The sequence below is a fragment of the Gilvibacter sp. genome (assembly GCF_965601605.1).
GTDB lineage: Bacteria > Bacteroidota > Bacteroidia > Flavobacteriales > Flavobacteriaceae > Gilvibacter.
Genome location: NZ_CBFCWJ010000032.1, coordinates 18075 through 31588 on the forward strand (window position 1 = coordinate 18075; position 13514 = coordinate 31588).

At 44.0% G+C, this 13514-nt stretch carries 16 protein-coding genes and 1 pseudogene; 7 read left to right on the forward strand and 10 right to left on the reverse strand.

What is annotated here, in order from left to right; translation table 11 throughout:
* Nucleotides 1–32: 32 nt before the first annotated feature.
* Genes ACSLP7_RS08495 through xrtF form a run of 5 tightly spaced genes read right to left on the reverse strand, consistent with a single transcriptional unit; the run spans nucleotide 33 to nucleotide 2491 of the window.
* Nucleotides 33–437, reverse strand: a complete 405-nt coding sequence (locus tag ACSLP7_RS08495; protein WP_435578889.1) for an HYC_CC_PP family protein — start codon at nucleotides 435–437, stop codon at nucleotides 33–35.
* Between the two features lie 53 nt (nucleotides 438–490).
* On the reverse strand, nucleotides 491–898 hold the full coding sequence (locus ACSLP7_RS08500) for a hypothetical protein (protein ID WP_435578890.1): 408 nt from the start codon (nucleotides 896–898) through the stop codon (nucleotides 491–493).
* Between the two features lie 12 nt (nucleotides 899–910).
* On the reverse strand, nucleotides 911–1483 hold the full coding sequence (locus ACSLP7_RS08505; RefSeq protein ID WP_435578891.1) for a DUF3347 domain-containing protein: 573 nt from the start codon (nucleotides 1481–1483) through the stop codon (nucleotides 911–913).
* A gap of 29 nt (nucleotides 1484–1512) precedes the next feature.
* Nucleotides 1513–1950 (reverse strand): exosortase F system-associated membrane protein, encoded by a 438-nt coding sequence (locus tag ACSLP7_RS08510; RefSeq protein WP_435578892.1) that lies wholly within the window; start codon nucleotides 1948–1950, stop codon nucleotides 1513–1515.
* Nucleotides 1943–2491 (reverse strand): exosortase family protein XrtF, encoded by a 549-nt coding sequence (gene xrtF / locus ACSLP7_RS08515; RefSeq protein ID WP_435578893.1) that lies wholly within the window; start codon nucleotides 2489–2491, stop codon nucleotides 1943–1945. The genes ACSLP7_RS08510 and xrtF overlap by 8 nt, the downstream gene beginning before the upstream one ends.
* A gap of 121 nt (nucleotides 2492–2612) precedes the next feature.
* On the opposite strand from xrtF, the gene ACSLP7_RS08520 reads away from it, so the two are divergent.
* A complete protein-coding gene (locus ACSLP7_RS08520) occupies nucleotides 2613–3068 on the forward strand; it encodes a GAF domain-containing protein (protein WP_435578894.1) in 456 nt (151 codons plus the stop codon).
* Between the two features lie 8 nt (nucleotides 3069–3076).
* Here the strand turns inward: ACSLP7_RS08520 and ACSLP7_RS08525 are convergent, their stop codons facing one another.
* Nucleotides 3077–4333, reverse strand: coding sequence for an ABC transporter permease (locus ACSLP7_RS08525; RefSeq protein WP_435578895.1), 1257 nt, complete (start codon nucleotides 4331–4333; stop codon nucleotides 3077–3079).
* Nucleotides 4334–4469: 136 nt separating this feature from the next.
* Here ACSLP7_RS08525 and purH point away from each other — a divergent pair, with 136 nt between their 5' ends.
* The 6 genes and pseudogenes from purH to rodA all read left to right on the forward strand — a co-directional run bounded on the left by purH (nucleotide 4470) and on the right by rodA (nucleotide 11600).
* The gene (gene purH / locus ACSLP7_RS08530) at nucleotides 4470–6002 is read left to right on the forward strand and encodes a bifunctional phosphoribosylaminoimidazolecarboxamide formyltransferase/IMP cyclohydrolase (protein ID WP_435578896.1); all 1533 of its coding nucleotides are present in this window, start codon (nucleotides 4470–4472) and stop codon (nucleotides 6000–6002) included.
* A gap of 114 nt (nucleotides 6003–6116) precedes the next feature.
* On the forward strand, nucleotides 6117–7145 hold the full coding sequence (locus tag ACSLP7_RS08535; protein WP_435578897.1) for a rod shape-determining protein: 1029 nt from the start codon (nucleotides 6117–6119) through the stop codon (nucleotides 7143–7145).
* Nucleotides 7146–7157: 12 nt separating this feature from the next.
* On the forward strand, nucleotides 7158–7982 hold the full coding sequence (gene mreC, locus ACSLP7_RS08540) for a rod shape-determining protein MreC (protein WP_435578898.1): 825 nt from the start codon (nucleotides 7158–7160) through the stop codon (nucleotides 7980–7982).
* A complete protein-coding gene (gene mreD, locus ACSLP7_RS08545) occupies nucleotides 7972–8478 on the forward strand; it encodes a rod shape-determining protein MreD (RefSeq protein ID WP_435578899.1) in 507 nt (168 codons plus the stop codon). Before mreC ends, mreD begins: the two co-directional genes overlap by 11 nt.
* Nucleotides 8475–10343: a penicillin-binding protein 2 gene (mrdA, locus tag ACSLP7_RS08550; RefSeq protein ID WP_435578900.1), complete on the forward strand. Its 1869-nt coding sequence runs from the start codon at nucleotides 8475–8477 to the stop codon at nucleotides 10341–10343. Before mreD ends, mrdA begins: the two co-directional genes overlap by 4 nt.
* A pseudogene (gene rodA / locus ACSLP7_RS08555) lies at nucleotides 10343–11600 on the forward strand (rod shape-determining protein RodA). Before mrdA ends, rodA begins: the two are co-directional and overlap by 1 nt.
* Here the strand turns inward: rodA and ACSLP7_RS08560 are convergent.
* The 4 genes from ACSLP7_RS08560 to ACSLP7_RS08575 are packed head-to-tail and all read right to left on the reverse strand — an operon-like array spanning nucleotide 11597 to nucleotide 13514.
* The gene (locus ACSLP7_RS08560; RefSeq protein WP_435578901.1) at nucleotides 11597–11758 is read right to left on the reverse strand and encodes a hypothetical protein; all 162 of its coding nucleotides are present in this window, start codon (nucleotides 11756–11758) and stop codon (nucleotides 11597–11599) included. The pseudogene rodA and the gene ACSLP7_RS08560 overlap by 4 nt on opposite strands.
* Entirely contained in the window at nucleotides 11733–12296 is a 564-nt protein-coding gene (locus ACSLP7_RS08565; protein ID WP_435578902.1) for a DNA/RNA non-specific endonuclease, read from the reverse strand. Before ACSLP7_RS08565 ends, ACSLP7_RS08560 begins: the two co-directional genes overlap by 26 nt.
* Nucleotides 12287–12421: a hypothetical protein gene (locus ACSLP7_RS08570; protein WP_435578903.1), complete on the reverse strand. Its 135-nt coding sequence runs from the start codon at nucleotides 12419–12421 to the stop codon at nucleotides 12287–12289. The genes ACSLP7_RS08565 and ACSLP7_RS08570 overlap by 10 nt, the downstream gene beginning before the upstream one ends.
* Nucleotides 12408–13514 carry an ABC transporter permease gene (locus ACSLP7_RS08575; RefSeq protein ID WP_435578904.1) on the reverse strand — a complete coding sequence of 369 codons (1107 nt, stop codon included), beginning with the start codon at nucleotides 13512–13514 and terminating at the stop codon, nucleotides 12408–12410. The genes ACSLP7_RS08570 and ACSLP7_RS08575 overlap by 14 nt, the downstream gene beginning before the upstream one ends.

Consider the following 13514-nt stretch of genomic DNA (forward strand, 5'->3'; position numbering starts at 1 on the left):
ATCGTTAGCGCCCGCGCATGCAGGCCTATACATCAAATGAGGTAGGTCTCGTAAAGAATAAATAAAGGAGTATCATCAGGCGGTGGCCTATAATAGGGCAAGCCAGAGTGGGCTTGAGCAATTTCTTCAAAATGGAAATGCGAGTAAAGAACGGGGGCAACCCACACATAGTCTAACTCAAAATCGAAGTCAAAAGCAACTTTGGAGTAATCATCGTCCAGTTCGATCTGCAAGTATTCGTTATCACAACAATCCATGATAGGCGCTGTGGTCTCGCAATCAGAAGCTGGCATCACCATACCACAGCTCAAAGCCGCATGACCCAAGGTGATCTCACCCATCATTTTATGCTCCCCACAGTAGTGTTCAGCATAAGTGAGTCCGGCACTGCTCAGCAGTATCAAAACAGATAATATGGTTGCAATTACTCTTTGCACACTACAAAATTACAAAAACTGAGTAAAGTGGTGGAAACCTAACAATACTTTAACTACTCTTGTTTGAGCGCGTCAAAGACTGTTTGACCATTTTCTATAGCACTGAGCATCTGCTCTTTAAGCGCTTCAACGCTTTGTGCATATTTCTTTAGACTGTCTGTTTTAGCAGCATTAAGCGGCTTTCCTTTATTGATCTCTTCAAAATCAAAGGCACCACCAAATGCACGCATCCAATCCATCATGGCTGTATTGGCCGATTCAAGATCATCAAGCACCTTTTGCTGATCTGCCGTTCTAAGACTGTCCGGAACAGCTTCTGAGATCTGCTCTTGTAGCCTGGATATATCACTCATTTTAGGCATGAGCTCATCGTGCACGGCAACAACGGCTTCCATCTCATTATTACACGAAACCAGAAGTATTCCTATAAGAAAGAGCATGATAGATTTTAGGGTTCTCATCTTTGGTCTTTTTTAGTTAGCAGCTGCAGCTTCAAAAGTATCTGAAACGCGTCCGCAGTTGAGCATTACGTCACCAAAATAAGGGTTGTAGATCTCCTCACTGTTAGATAACCAATAAGCTCCCGTGTTATTGAAGGCCATTGGGCAGTATTGTTTGTAGACCGCACCGCCTTCAATATTGTCAATTACCAATTGCTCCACAATTGGCGTTAAACGGTTAAAACCTTCTCTTTGCGAAGCAATCTCTTTGGATTCCATCACGAACTGAGCTGCCATAAAGGTCTCTTCATCAACTCCCATATTTGAAAAAGCCGTCAATAAAGCGTCTGCTGCCTTGGAAGTTGCCGCTACGTCTGAATTAACCAAAGTGGTCTTAAGAGCAATATAAGCGTCAAAGATGGGTCCAACTTTTGGATCTTTAAACTTAGCTGTGGTAGCAGCTGCCTCATATTTAGGTTTTGCAGTCTCAGTGGTTTGAGCCTCTGCAGATTCAGTTTCTGAATCTGGAGTCTGTTTGGTCTCATTTTTACAGGCAGTGAAGCAGATCACTAGCAACGATAGGATCAAAAAAGATGGGATTCGCATACAGTTGAATTTTATACTACAAATATACTTTAAGCCTCCGCATCTTTGGTGTTGTTTTCATAATAAAATGCGGGAATCAGCAAGATAAGAAGCAAGGGCTGGATCAGAAAACGTCTAATGTAGAATAACCCCTCTAGTGGCGGTTGTTTTAACGCAATTAACACCCAAAAGCTGATAAATAGTAGTAAAAAAGCAGCAAGCAGTATCCAAAAGGTCAATCGGGTTTTGGAAGCGTTGAGAAACCAAAGTTGAATGATCGCTATGGTGATCGCACCAGTAATCCAAAAGCGCAGGGCCATAACTCCTAATAGTTTACCCATAGCCAAAGTTGGCAAAGCTTGGCCTTGGTATTGCCCCTTAAAGAAGGCATCCAAAGGATCGTAGAACCAATCTGCGGCGTACATCCGCAGCGCAACTAAAGCGCCGAACAGCAATACAATTGACCCAATACGCAGACCTCTACCCATTAGTTTTACGTTTTTTAAAGACTCCAACCCAAAGCATCCACAAGAGCGCCACAAGGCCGTAAATCAAGGCCGGAAAGACCACTTGATGCAAGAGCGGTTCTTTCTCTGGATGGTGATAAAGGGCAATAGCTAAAATTCCAATGCGCAGTAAATTAATTCCGTAGATCAAAACGGCTCCTGCGAAAATAAAAACCAGTGTCTTTTTGAGTGCCTTTTTGAAAGCAACCACAAAAGCTGCAAAAAGAATAATTATGCTGACCGCGTTACAACCTTCAATGATCCGTGCCACCAGATCTCCATTAATAAAGAGTTGCAGTTCTGGCTGGCCACCGGAAGGAAGGACCTGCGCTTTATATCCCCAACCATTGATAAGTGCCTGTGCTTGTTTGCCCACCAATCCCGTAAGTGGATCCGCAGCATTTTCTGCAGTAGTTAGGCTGATGTAGATCAGATAGATTAAAGACAGCAGCAAATAGGTCCCAAAAAAGAGTCCTAAGAATTTAAAAACTGCTCGATGTTCTGTAAAGAGTTTGCGAAGCATCCGACTGCCTATTGGTCAAATTTAGACAAAATGTTTGAGCTCGAATATTTTAAAATTAAGCCACAATCGCACTATTAAAAATCCAAAGTGCTTCTTACCTTTGACCTTTACAATTTTTGTTATGAATTTATCTGCATTACAACCCGCCGTTAGCACGATCATTGAAACTCATAAAGACAGTCCCGATACTGCCATGCAAGGGATTTGTGACCTGTTGCAAGCTGAAGTTTCTTATTACGATTGGGTGGGATTCTATTTTGCTGATCACGACAAACGCTTGCTGCATTTAGGAAAGTTTGCCGGTGAGCCGACGGATCACACTACTATCCCATTCGGTAAAGGTATTTGCGGACAAGTAGCAGAGTCTAATGCCAATTTTGTGGTGCCGGATGTAAAAGCGCAAGACAACTATATTGCCTGCAGCATCACGGTAAAGGCAGAGATTGTTGTTCCTTTATTTAAAGACGGAGTTAATATTGGACAGATCGATATTGACAGCAATACCATTGATCCTTTTAGCCCTGCGGATGAAGACTTTCTAACCTGGGTTAATACTCAGTTGGCTGAGATACTGTAAGGCAAGAGTTACATTCCCGTACGGATCGCCTCTACTGGATCGAGTCGTGACGCAGAGATCGCTGGAATGATACCGGAGATCAAACCGATGAATACGGAAATACCGGTTCCAATAAACATATTCCAAGGAGAGAGAATAAACTCAAAGTCACCTGCGACTTGAGAAGCCGCGATGGACGCTAGGAATACAAAGAAGAGTCCAATTGCACCACCAATGATGGCCAAAATGATCGCTTCAAAAAGGAATTGGAATAGAATGAACTTGTTCTTCGCTCCTAAGGATTTTTGAATTCCAATAAGATTGGTGCGCTCCTTTACACTCACAAACATGATGTTCGCGATACCAAATCCACCCACCAAGAGGGAGAATCCACTAATGATCCAGCCAATTACATTGAGCTGGCCGGTAATATTGTCAATGGCATCTGAAAAGCCTTGTAGTTGATTTAAAAAGAAGTTGTTGGTGTCGTCTGAACGGAGTCCTCTAAAATTCCGCATTTTAGCGGTAAGTGCTGCATTGAATTCGCCTTGATCAACACCTGTCTTAGGTTTGATCACTATAAAAGGGAATACGGATTTGTTGTTGTCTCCAAAGATCCGACGGCCAATGTTCACAGGCAAAAATGTCGCTACATCTTTACTATTACCGAAAAGTCCGCGCCCTTCCTTTTCCATAACTCCAATCACACTCAATCGACGCCCGTACACACGTAAACGTTTGCCCAGAGCTTCATCAGCTCCGCCAAACAGCGTGTTAGCTACCTCATCGCCAATAACGATCACTGGAGCTCCGCGAACGGATTCTGATTCGTTAAAGAAACGACCCGCTTGCAGTTTCACATCTTCAATCCGCGTTTGCTGATCGGTAACAAAGATCATTTCTACATTCTCAATGAAGTTTTCTTCAAAACGCACCGTCTCAGGAGCCACATTGATCTGATAAGAGGCTCCGTAAACGTCCGGCACCTGTCTGAGAATCATTTGATATTCCTCATAGGTTACATCTGGGAACTGCTCGCGTTTCCAGATCGGGATGTCTGTCGGCCCAAAAGAAAAACGCGCCAAGAATAGGGTGCGATTATCTAGGGAAGAAATGCTGTCTTCAATGTCTCGTTTTAAAGAATCTACTGCCGCCAATACCGCGATGATCGAAAAAATACCAATGGTCACTCCCAAAAGTGAAAGGAAGGTTCTGAGCTTGTTGTTCTTCAGTGCGCTGATAGCGAACACAAAGCTTTCTTTTAGGATGCGGAAGTATATCAACATGAGATGATCAGCGCTTTTTAAAAACCCTTGAAATAGCGGGTTTAATTGTAATACGAAGATAAGACGTTTTCAGTAAGGATATGTTACAATTTTGCTAATGAAATCCGTACTTTTGCCCTTTAAAATTTTTACTTCAATGAGCGGCACAAAACAAATTCAATCGGCACTAATCAGTGTATTTCACAAAGACGGACTGGAACCTATCGTTAAAAAACTCCACGAGTTTGGCGTAACCCTTTATTCTACGGGAGGTACAGAACGATTCATCCAAGACCTGGGAATCCCCGTTGTGGCGATAGAAGATGTGACCAGCTACCCTTCTATTTTAGGTGGACGCGTAAAAACGTTACACCCAAAGGTTTTTGGAGGAATTCTAAACCGTCAAGACCATGAAGGTGATATTGAAGAGATGGCAAAATTTGAGATCCCACAATTGGATTTGGTGATCGTAGACCTCTACCCTTTTGAAAAGACAGTAGCTTCTGGTGCTAGCGAGCAAGACATTATTGAAAAAATTGACATTGGAGGAATTTCTTTGATCCGTGCAGCCGCCAAAAACTTCAAAGACACCGTTTGTGTTTCTTCTATGGAAGACTACAACGACTTCTTGCAGCTCATTACGGAAAGCGGCGGAAGCACTACTGTTGCAGACCGCAAACGCTTTGCAGCACGCTCATTCAATGTATCTTCTCATTACGATACAGCGATCTTCAACTACTTCAATGCCGATCACGAGATCGCTGCGCTAAAAGTGAGTGAAACCCAAGGGAAGGTGTTGCGTTACGGAGAGAACCCACACCAGCGTGGATTCTTCTTTGGTGACTTCGATACCATGTTTGATAAACTTCACGGCAAGGAACTCAGCTACAACAACCTTCTGGACGTGGATGCTGCAGTAACTTTAATGCTAGAGTTTTGGGGTGAAGCGCCAACCTTCGCCATTTTAAAACACAACAACGCTTGCGGGATTGCACAGCGCGATACGGTTCATCAAGCCTATGTAGATGCATTGGCGGGTGATCCTGTTTCTGCCTTTGGAGGAATCTTGATCTGTAATACCACTATCGATGCAGCTACTGCGGAGGAGATCCACAAACTCTTCTGTGAGGTAGTGATTGCTCCTGATTTTGATGCGGATGCCCTGGAGATTCTCAAAGGCAAAAAGAACCGCATCATGCTTAAAATGAAGCAAACAGCCCTACCAGAGACTATTGTTCGAGCTTGTTTAAACGGCGCTTTGGTACAGGATAGAGATCACAAAACAGACACTGCAGAAGATTTAACACAAGCCACTGACAATAAACCGTCAGATTCTGAGTTAGCAGATTTACTATTCGCTAGTAAAGTGTGTAAGCACACCAAGTCCAACACCATTGTTTTGGCCAAAGGAAAACAACTTTGCGCCAGCGGTACCGGACAAACTTCTCGAGTAGACGCCTTACGTCAAGCGATTGACAAAGCAAAAAGCTTTGATTTTAACCTCAACGGGGCGGTTATGGCTAGTGATGCTTTCTTCCCGTTTCCGGACTGTGTGGAGATCGCTGATAAAGCCGGAATCAAAGCAGTGATTCAACCGGGTGGATCCATCAAAGACCAACTCAGTATTGACTACTGCAACGAGCACGGTTTAGCCATGGTTATGACGGGAACGCGTCATTTTAAACACTAGAGGGAAAATCGGCGCGACAAGTGCGGTAAAAGTCGATTCTGCTTCATTAATTTTATTACTTTTGTGTGACACTGATCTTCAGGCCACTAATTTTAAAGCTGCACGCACAATTTTATGGGATTTTTCGACTTCTTAACAGAGGAAATAGCAATCGATCTGGGCACTGCTAACACCCTGATTATACACAATGACAAAGTGGTGGTAGACGCGCCTTCTATCGTGGCCAGAGACCGTTCCACAGGCAAAATCATTGCCGTAGGTCGTGAGGCCAATATGATGCAAGGAAAAACTCATGAGAACATCAAAACGATTCGTCCGCTTAAAGACGGCGTAATTGCAGACTTTGACGCCTCAGAATCGATGATCAATATGTTCATTAAAGACATCCCGGCTATTAAGAAAAAACTCTTCAAGCCTGGATTGCGTATTGTGATCTGTATTCCGAGTGGTATTACAGAAGTGGAGATGCGTGCGGTAAAAGAATCCGCAGAAAAAGTAAACGGTAAAGAAGTCTACCTGATCCACGAACCTATGGCCGCCGCTATTGGTATTGGAGTTGACATCATGCAGCCTAAAGGAAACATGATTGTAGATATCGGTGGGGGAACCACGGAGATCGCGGTGATCGCTTTAGGCGGAATTGTCTGTGACAAGTCTGTGAAGATCGCAGGTGATGGATTCACCAACGACATCATTTACTATATGCGTACCCAACACAACCTTTACGTTGGGGAGCGCACAGCAGAGAAGATCAAGATTCAGATCGGAGCTGCTATTGAGGACCTTGAATTACCGCCAGACGATATGGCCGTTCAAGGACGTGATCTGCTAACTGGGAAACCGAAGCAGATCCAGACCTCTTACCGTGAGATCGCCAAAGCTTTGGACAAATCGATCTTGCGTATTGAAGACGCCGTGATGGAGACCCTTTCTCAAACTCCTCCAGAATTGGCTGCCGATATTTACAACTCCGGAATCTATTTGGCCGGAGGTGGTTCTATGCTTCGCGGATTGGACAAGCGCTTGTCTCAGAAGACAGACCTGCCTGTTTATATCGCAGAAGATCCGTTGCGAGCGGTAGTTCGCGGAACCGGAATTTGTTTAAAAAACATAAGCAAGTACAAAAGTGTGTTGATCCCGTAATAGTCACCAAGCATGCAGCAGCTAATTAATTTCTTTATTCGAAAGAGGCATTTTCTGTTGTTTTGCGTGTTGGTGCTGCTCGGACTCTATTTCACCTTTCAATCCCGATCCTATCATTCTGGAAAATACCTCAGCGCTGCCAATGGCATTAGCGGAACTCTATTTAGTTGGACCTCTGGAATAAGCGACTACTTGAACCTTAAGACGCAAAATGAGTTGCTCCAAATTGAGAACAGTCAATTACGAGAGGCTGTGGGCAATGTGGATTCCGTTTTTCAAAGTCAAGCTTCGCTGAGTTCTTTATGGGGAGCCGTAGATTATATTCCGGCTCGAGTGATCAACAACAACTACAGCAGAACAAAAAATTACTTGACCATTAAAGGCGGTGAGAAATTAGGTATACAAACCAGTATGGGGGTAGTAAGTCCCAACGGAATTTTAGGAATCACAGATAAGACTTCCAACGGCTATGCAACGGTCTTGTCGATCTTAAATACTCAATCCAGCATAAACGCTAAACTCACTAAATCCAATCATTTTGGCACCCTGCAATGGGACACCAGAGATCCGAATATTGTACAGCTAATAGATGTACAACGCCTCGCACCTTTAGCCATAGGCGACAGTATAGTGACGGGAGGGCGTTCTACCATTTTCCCGGCAGGAATACCCATTGGGGCCATTGAAAGTTATGAACTGGATCAATCTGGCAATTACTACGTGGTGCAAATCAAACTGTTTAACGATATGACCAATTTAGGTCCGGCCTATGTCATTAAAATGCCAGACGCGTCAGAGATTCAGGAACTAGAAGAAACCATCCCCGATGAAGAATGAGGTGATCTCCAATAGTATTCGGTTTGTGCTGCTCCTGCTCTTGCAGGTGTTGGTTTTGAACAATGTGGCCTTGTTTGGCTATATCGTTCCATTCCTATATGTGATCTATATTTTGAGGTTCCCGGTTACTGGAAATCGATCGGTTTTGCTCGTTAGTAGTTTTCTTTTAGGATTATTTGTAGACATCTTTAGCAATACCGGAGGGGTTCATGCCGTTGCTAGTGTAACGATGGCTTACAGCCGCCCGCTTTTTTTAAAGACCTCTTTTGGAATAAGCTATGAATACAATGTGGTAAAGATCATTGAAATGCCTTTAGGCGGGATCATTACTTATGTTTTGGGCGCTGATTTTGTACATCATTTTATACTGTTTAGCTTGGAAGTCTTTAGCCTGAGCCAATGGGCGCTGGTTTTAAAATCAACCTTGTTCTCGGTACTGTTTAGTAGTTTGTTGATCTTAATAAGTTTCATCCTTTTAGGCTCCAGAAAACGATGAGAAAACTCTTGCTTTTAGGACTTACCCTGTGCAGCGGATTGGTATTCGCCGCCCGCCTCTTCTATCTGCAGATCTACGATTCCAGTTTTCAGAAGCTCTCGGAGAACAACGCCATTAAAATGGTTTATGACTTTCCCGAGCGCGGATTCATCTTTGATAGAAACGGAAAACTCCTAGTGGCCAATCAACCTGCCTATGACATCATGGTCATCCCGCGAAACGTTAAAGATTTGGATACACTTTCCTTTATTGAGGATTTGGGAATCAGCAGGGAAGAATTTGACAAAAAGCTGAGCAAGGCCTGGACCTATTCACCTCGAATTCCTTCGCCTTTTATGCCGCAGCTCACCAAGGAAGAGTTTGCCGCCTTGCAGGAGAAGATGTATCAATACAAGGGCTTCTTTATTCAGAAACGCTCTTTGCGAGACTATCAGGTAGCCCATTCTGCTAATGTTTTAGGATTCATTGGAGAGGTTAATGACGGCATCATGAAGCGTAATCCTTATTACCGTTTGGGAGATTATATCGGTATGACGGGTATAGAAAAGCAATATGAAGAAGTCCTTCGCGGAGTTAAAGGTGTTAAGTACATTCAAAAGGATCGCTTCAACAAAGACATCGGTCCGTATAAAGAAGGAATCTTTGACACCATTCCGGTTTCTGGACGCGATATCGTGTTGACCTTAGATTCTGAACTTCAAGCGTATGGTCAATTGTTGATGCAAAACAAACGCGGCGGCATTGTTGCCATTGAGCCTAAGACCGGAGAAATCTTATCCTTGATTACCGCGCCTTCTTACGACCCGGATTATTTAGTAGGCCGCAAGCGTTCTAAAAATTATACCGCGCTTTACAACGATTCCATTGCCAAGCCACTTTTTGACCGTGTTTTAGAGGGACAATACGCGCCTGGTTCTCCATTTAAGGCCTTGACCTCTTTGATCGCGCTAGAGGAAGGAGTGATCACCGCAGATGAGCGGATCAGTTGTAGTGGAGCTTATTATTACGGCGGACGCAAACCACTTGGTTGCCACGCCCACCGCGGACCCTTAGATATGGTTGGAGGTATTGCTAACTCTTGCAACACTTACTTTTGTACAGCTTACAGGCGAACCATTGAAAAATATGACAGCCCTCAAGAAGGAATAGACGCTTGGCACAATCACTTAGAAAGTTTTGGGCTTGGAAACTATATGGGCTATGACTTACCCAGTGGCCGCAAGGGCTATATCCCAGACTCTGATTTCTACAACCGCAGTTATAATTATCCGAAGTACCGCTGGTACGCAACAGCAACCATCTCCAATGCCATTGGTCAAGGAGAAGTCACTATGACACCCATGCAGATGGCTCATACCGCATCTGTGATTGCTAACAAAGGTTGGTTCTATCGTCCGCATATCATTAAACAGATCAAAGGCGTAGATACCTTACCACAGAAATACACGGAAAAACACTATAGCTCCATCTCTCCAGAGCACTTTGATCCTGTTATTGAAGGCATGTTTGACGTGTACAATGAAGGTACTGCGGAGTATATTCAGATTCCTGGTATTGAGATCTGCGGAAAGACCGGTACAGCGGAAAACTTTACCCGAATTGATGGAGAAGTTGTTCAATTGACGGACCACTCCATCTTTGTGGCCTTCGCTCCAAAAGACGACCCTAAAATTGCCATTGCTGTTTTTGTAGAGAATGGTTATTGGGGATCTCGTTGGGCAGGACGAATCGCCGGACTGATGATTGAAAAATATTTACGCGGTGAGATCTCGCGCCAAGACATGGAGGATTTTGTGATTAACGGCAGCTTGGAAGACGAATACGCCAAACCATTCTTAGGAGAGCCTTTTTTAATCAACCAATAATGCAACGCAACAGCACGCTTCAAAATATTGACTGGATCACCGTGATCCTCTACTTGCTTTTGGTTGCTGCAGGCTGGATGAATATTTATTCAGCCTCACTTTCAGATACCGCAGTTTCCTTTACGAACCTCGACAACATTTACGCCAAGCAACTGTTCTTTATTGGTCTGAGCTTGGTGCTCATTGTGTTCATCTTGGCTGTAGATGCTAAGTTCTATGAACGCTTCTCCAGCGTCATCTACTTGATCGCTTTAGCCAGTTTACTTGGGCTATTTATCTTTGGAAAGGACATCAATGGAGCGCGCAGCTGGTATTCTTTCGGCTCCTTCGGATTACAACCGTCGGAATTCGCTAAAGCGGCGGCGGCACTTGCCTTGAGTAAATACCTCAGTGATATTCAAACCAATATAAAGCTGTTCAATCATCAATTAAAGGCCTTTTTGATCATCCTTTTACCCGCCTTGTTGATCGTGCCACAGCCCGACCCCTGGGAGTGCGTTAATCTTTACTGCTTTGATCTTTCCGCTCTACAGAGAAGGTTTGCATTTCATTTACCTACTCTTGGGCTTTATTGCTGCCTTTTTGTTCATTTCAACCCTGCTCATCGGCGCTTATTGGGTAGCCGCAGCCGTGGCTGTAATTGCTCTTTTGCTTTGGTTCAAGAACAGAAAGAAGAAACGCAACTTGGGTAAATATGTCATCATTACCGGAGCCTGTGTGGGCTTCGCATTTTCTGTGAGTTATATTTTCAACAATGTGTTTGAACAGCGCCACCGGGATCGTTTCAATATTGTATTGGGGAAAGAAGTAGATACGCGAGGCATTGGATACAATACCAATCAAAGTGAGATCGCTATTGGTAGCGGCGGATTTTTGGGTAAAGGTTGGACCAAAGGAACTCAGACCAAAGGAAACTTTGTCCCGGAACAGCACACTGATTATATTTTCAGTACGGTAGGTGAAGAATGGGGCTTTTTAGGAAGCATCTTTGTGTTGATCCTCTTTCTGTGGTTGATCATTCGCCTGCTGATCTTAGCAGAAAGGCAAAAGCAACAGTTTGCCCGCGTATATGGTTACAGTGTAGCAGCTATCCTCTTCTTTCACTTCTTTGTAAACATTGGAATGGTTACAGGTTTATTCCCAACAGTGGGAATACCACTCCCCTTCTTTTCTTACGGAGGATCTGCACTATGGGGCTTTACGATCTTGCTGTTCATCTTTGTTAAGTTAGACTCCAGCAACTTTATCAATCGCTAATCTATATTGTAATACAGTCGGTCTATTCTGGATTGTAGTTCTTCCTGCTCAGCGGAGGGAAGTTTCGCAAAAAAGTCGATCCCTGTAGCCTGCTCGATCTCATCCACAGATACGATATAATCCGAATAGCGGCTAATGTCCTCTCGATGGGGAATCAAAAAAGCAATAACGCGATACTCCCCGCGATAGGTTATCCACAACAATTTTATAAAAAGCAGCAGGAACACTCACCTGTTCAGAACCAATAGCATCTATGGGGTTTTTAAGCACGCCACCTGTAATGACAAAGACATCATCATTTTCCTTGGCCCAGCGACGCACACGCTGCTCCAAATAATTCCAAACACCGCTATTAAAATCGTGCAGTTGCGGACTGATATTACTGGTAAAGAAAGTGTCCTTAAAAGCGTCGTAACTAAATTCCATATCGGCTGCAGCTACTAAATGTCCACGGTCGTAACCCGAATTCTTATAGTTCCGCCAATGTGCGGACTTGGATTTCACCTTGGGATCTTGCTCAAAATACGGACGGTCAAAATCATTATTTACCACCTGCTCTTCTCGTAAGGTATACGCTACCCAATTGGCTTGTTCATGAGTTTCATTGTAGGATAAAGTGTAATAATCATGACTTACCACAAGCATCTCCGGCAGGGTATAGCACTGCTCCAAAAGTATCAGAGCTGTTATCGACATCCACTTCTGTTGCCTCCCACAGGGTTATTATCGATATAGCCCTCCAAATAATACAAGGCAATGGTTACTACAACGATCAGGATGGGATATATATATACTTCCGATTCATTTTTACATCTTGACATCAAGCGCATCTCTAAGCGCATTACCAATAAGCATAAAGGCCATTACTAGGGTCATAATGGCCAACCCGGGTACTATTGCTAAATAGGGTTTGCCCAAAACTATATAGTTGTAGTGATCCTTGATCATTCCACCCCAGCTCGGCATGGGCGGTTGCGCACCTATACCCAAAAAGCTCAAGCCACTTTCAATGAGAATGGCAGCTGCAAAGTTTGCTGCAGAAATAACGATCACTGGAGCCAAAATATTAGGGATGATGTGCTTGGTGATAACTCGCCAATTGCTGTAACCCAACGCCTTAGCCGCAGTAACATATTGCATATTCTTAACGCTCATTACTTGCCCGCGCACTACACGGGCTACTTCTACCCACATGGTGAGTCCAACAGCAATAAAAACCTGCCAAAAGCCTTTCCCCAAAGCCAAGGTTATGGCAATAACCAAAAGCAAGGTAGGAATGGACCAAGTCACATTGATGATCCACATAATGGCGGTATCTACTCGGCCCCCAAAATAACCAGCAATGGCTCCAAGAGACATCCCGATCAATAAGGAGATCAACACAGACACAAAGCCAATGGCCAAGGAAATGCGAATACCCACAAGCATTCTGCTCAACAGGTCTCGCCCGTATTTATCCGTGCCTAAACTGAACTTCTGATTCCGAACGTAATACGTAACAATTTCTTCTGGAGTGCTCGCTTTGGGAAACTTCTTTAAATGATATTCCTTTTGCAATCCTTCTAGGCCGTCTTGGGCGTATTCGGTGATCTCTATGCCGGAATCAGTTAGCGAGTAACCGGAAATTGGAATCTCTGAATCACTGGTCTTACGACCCGTAAAAAAGGCACTGATAGCCGATTGCTCTTGCACAAAATCAGACGGAAGCGTTAATAGATCCACTGCAAAGCCAGGTGACTTTGAATGGATAGAAACGTGCATCTGATTGGCATTCTGGGAATTATCTGGCGCCAGCGCGTAGGCAAAGATCGCCACCAGCACAGCAAGCACCAATATGGCTAAACTAAAAACGCCCCAAAAATTCTTTTTGAATTTTCGGAGCGCTTGTGCTGTTAAGGAATCAGATTTCCCCAT

What these genes read in the sequence shown, in the direction of transcription:
- xrtF (WP_435578893.1), bottom strand. Translation starts at nt 2,491, where the DNA reads ATGCTTCGCAAACTCTTTACAGAACATCGAGCAGTTTTTAAATTCTTA.
- ACSLP7_RS08535 (WP_435578897.1), top strand. Translation starts at nt 6,117, where the DNA reads ATGGGATTTTTCGACTTCTTAACAGAGGAAATAGCAATCGATCTGGGC.
- mrdA (WP_435578900.1), top strand. Translation starts at nt 8,475, where the DNA reads ATGAGAAAACTCTTGCTTTTAGGACTTACCCTGTGCAGCGGATTGGTA.
- mreC (WP_435578898.1), top strand. Translation starts at nt 7,158, where the DNA reads ATGCAGCAGCTAATTAATTTCTTTATTCGAAAGAGGCATTTTCTGTTG.
- purH (WP_435578896.1), top strand. Translation starts at nt 4,470, where the DNA reads ATGAGCGGCACAAAACAAATTCAATCGGCACTAATCAGTGTATTTCAC.
- ACSLP7_RS08570 (WP_435578903.1), bottom strand. Translation starts at nt 12,421, where the DNA reads ATGTCAAGATGTAAAAATGAATCGGAAGTATATATATATCCCATCCTG.
- ACSLP7_RS08525 (WP_435578895.1), bottom strand. Translation starts at nt 4,333, where the DNA reads ATGTTGATATACTTCCGCATCCTAAAAGAAAGCTTTGTGTTCGCTATC.
- ACSLP7_RS08565 (WP_435578902.1), bottom strand. Translation starts at nt 12,296, where the DNA reads ATGTCGATAACAGCTCTGATACTTTTGGAGCAGTGCTATACCCTGCCG.
- mreD (WP_435578899.1), top strand. Translation starts at nt 7,972, where the DNA reads ATGAAGAATGAGGTGATCTCCAATAGTATTCGGTTTGTGCTGCTCCTG.
- ACSLP7_RS08510 (WP_435578892.1), bottom strand. Translation starts at nt 1,950, where the DNA reads ATGGGTAGAGGTCTGCGTATTGGGTCAATTGTATTGCTGTTCGGCGCT.
- ACSLP7_RS08505 (WP_435578891.1), bottom strand. Translation starts at nt 1,483, where the DNA reads ATGCGAATCCCATCTTTTTTGATCCTATCGTTGCTAGTGATCTGCTTC.
- ACSLP7_RS08575 (WP_435578904.1), bottom strand. Translation starts at nt 13,514, where the DNA reads ATGGGGAAATCTGATTCCTTAACAGCACAAGCGCTCCGAAAATTCAAA.
- ACSLP7_RS08520 (WP_435578894.1), top strand. Translation starts at nt 2,613, where the DNA reads ATGAATTTATCTGCATTACAACCCGCCGTTAGCACGATCATTGAAACT.
- ACSLP7_RS08500 (WP_435578890.1), bottom strand. Translation starts at nt 898, where the DNA reads ATGAGAACCCTAAAATCTATCATGCTCTTTCTTATAGGAATACTTCTG.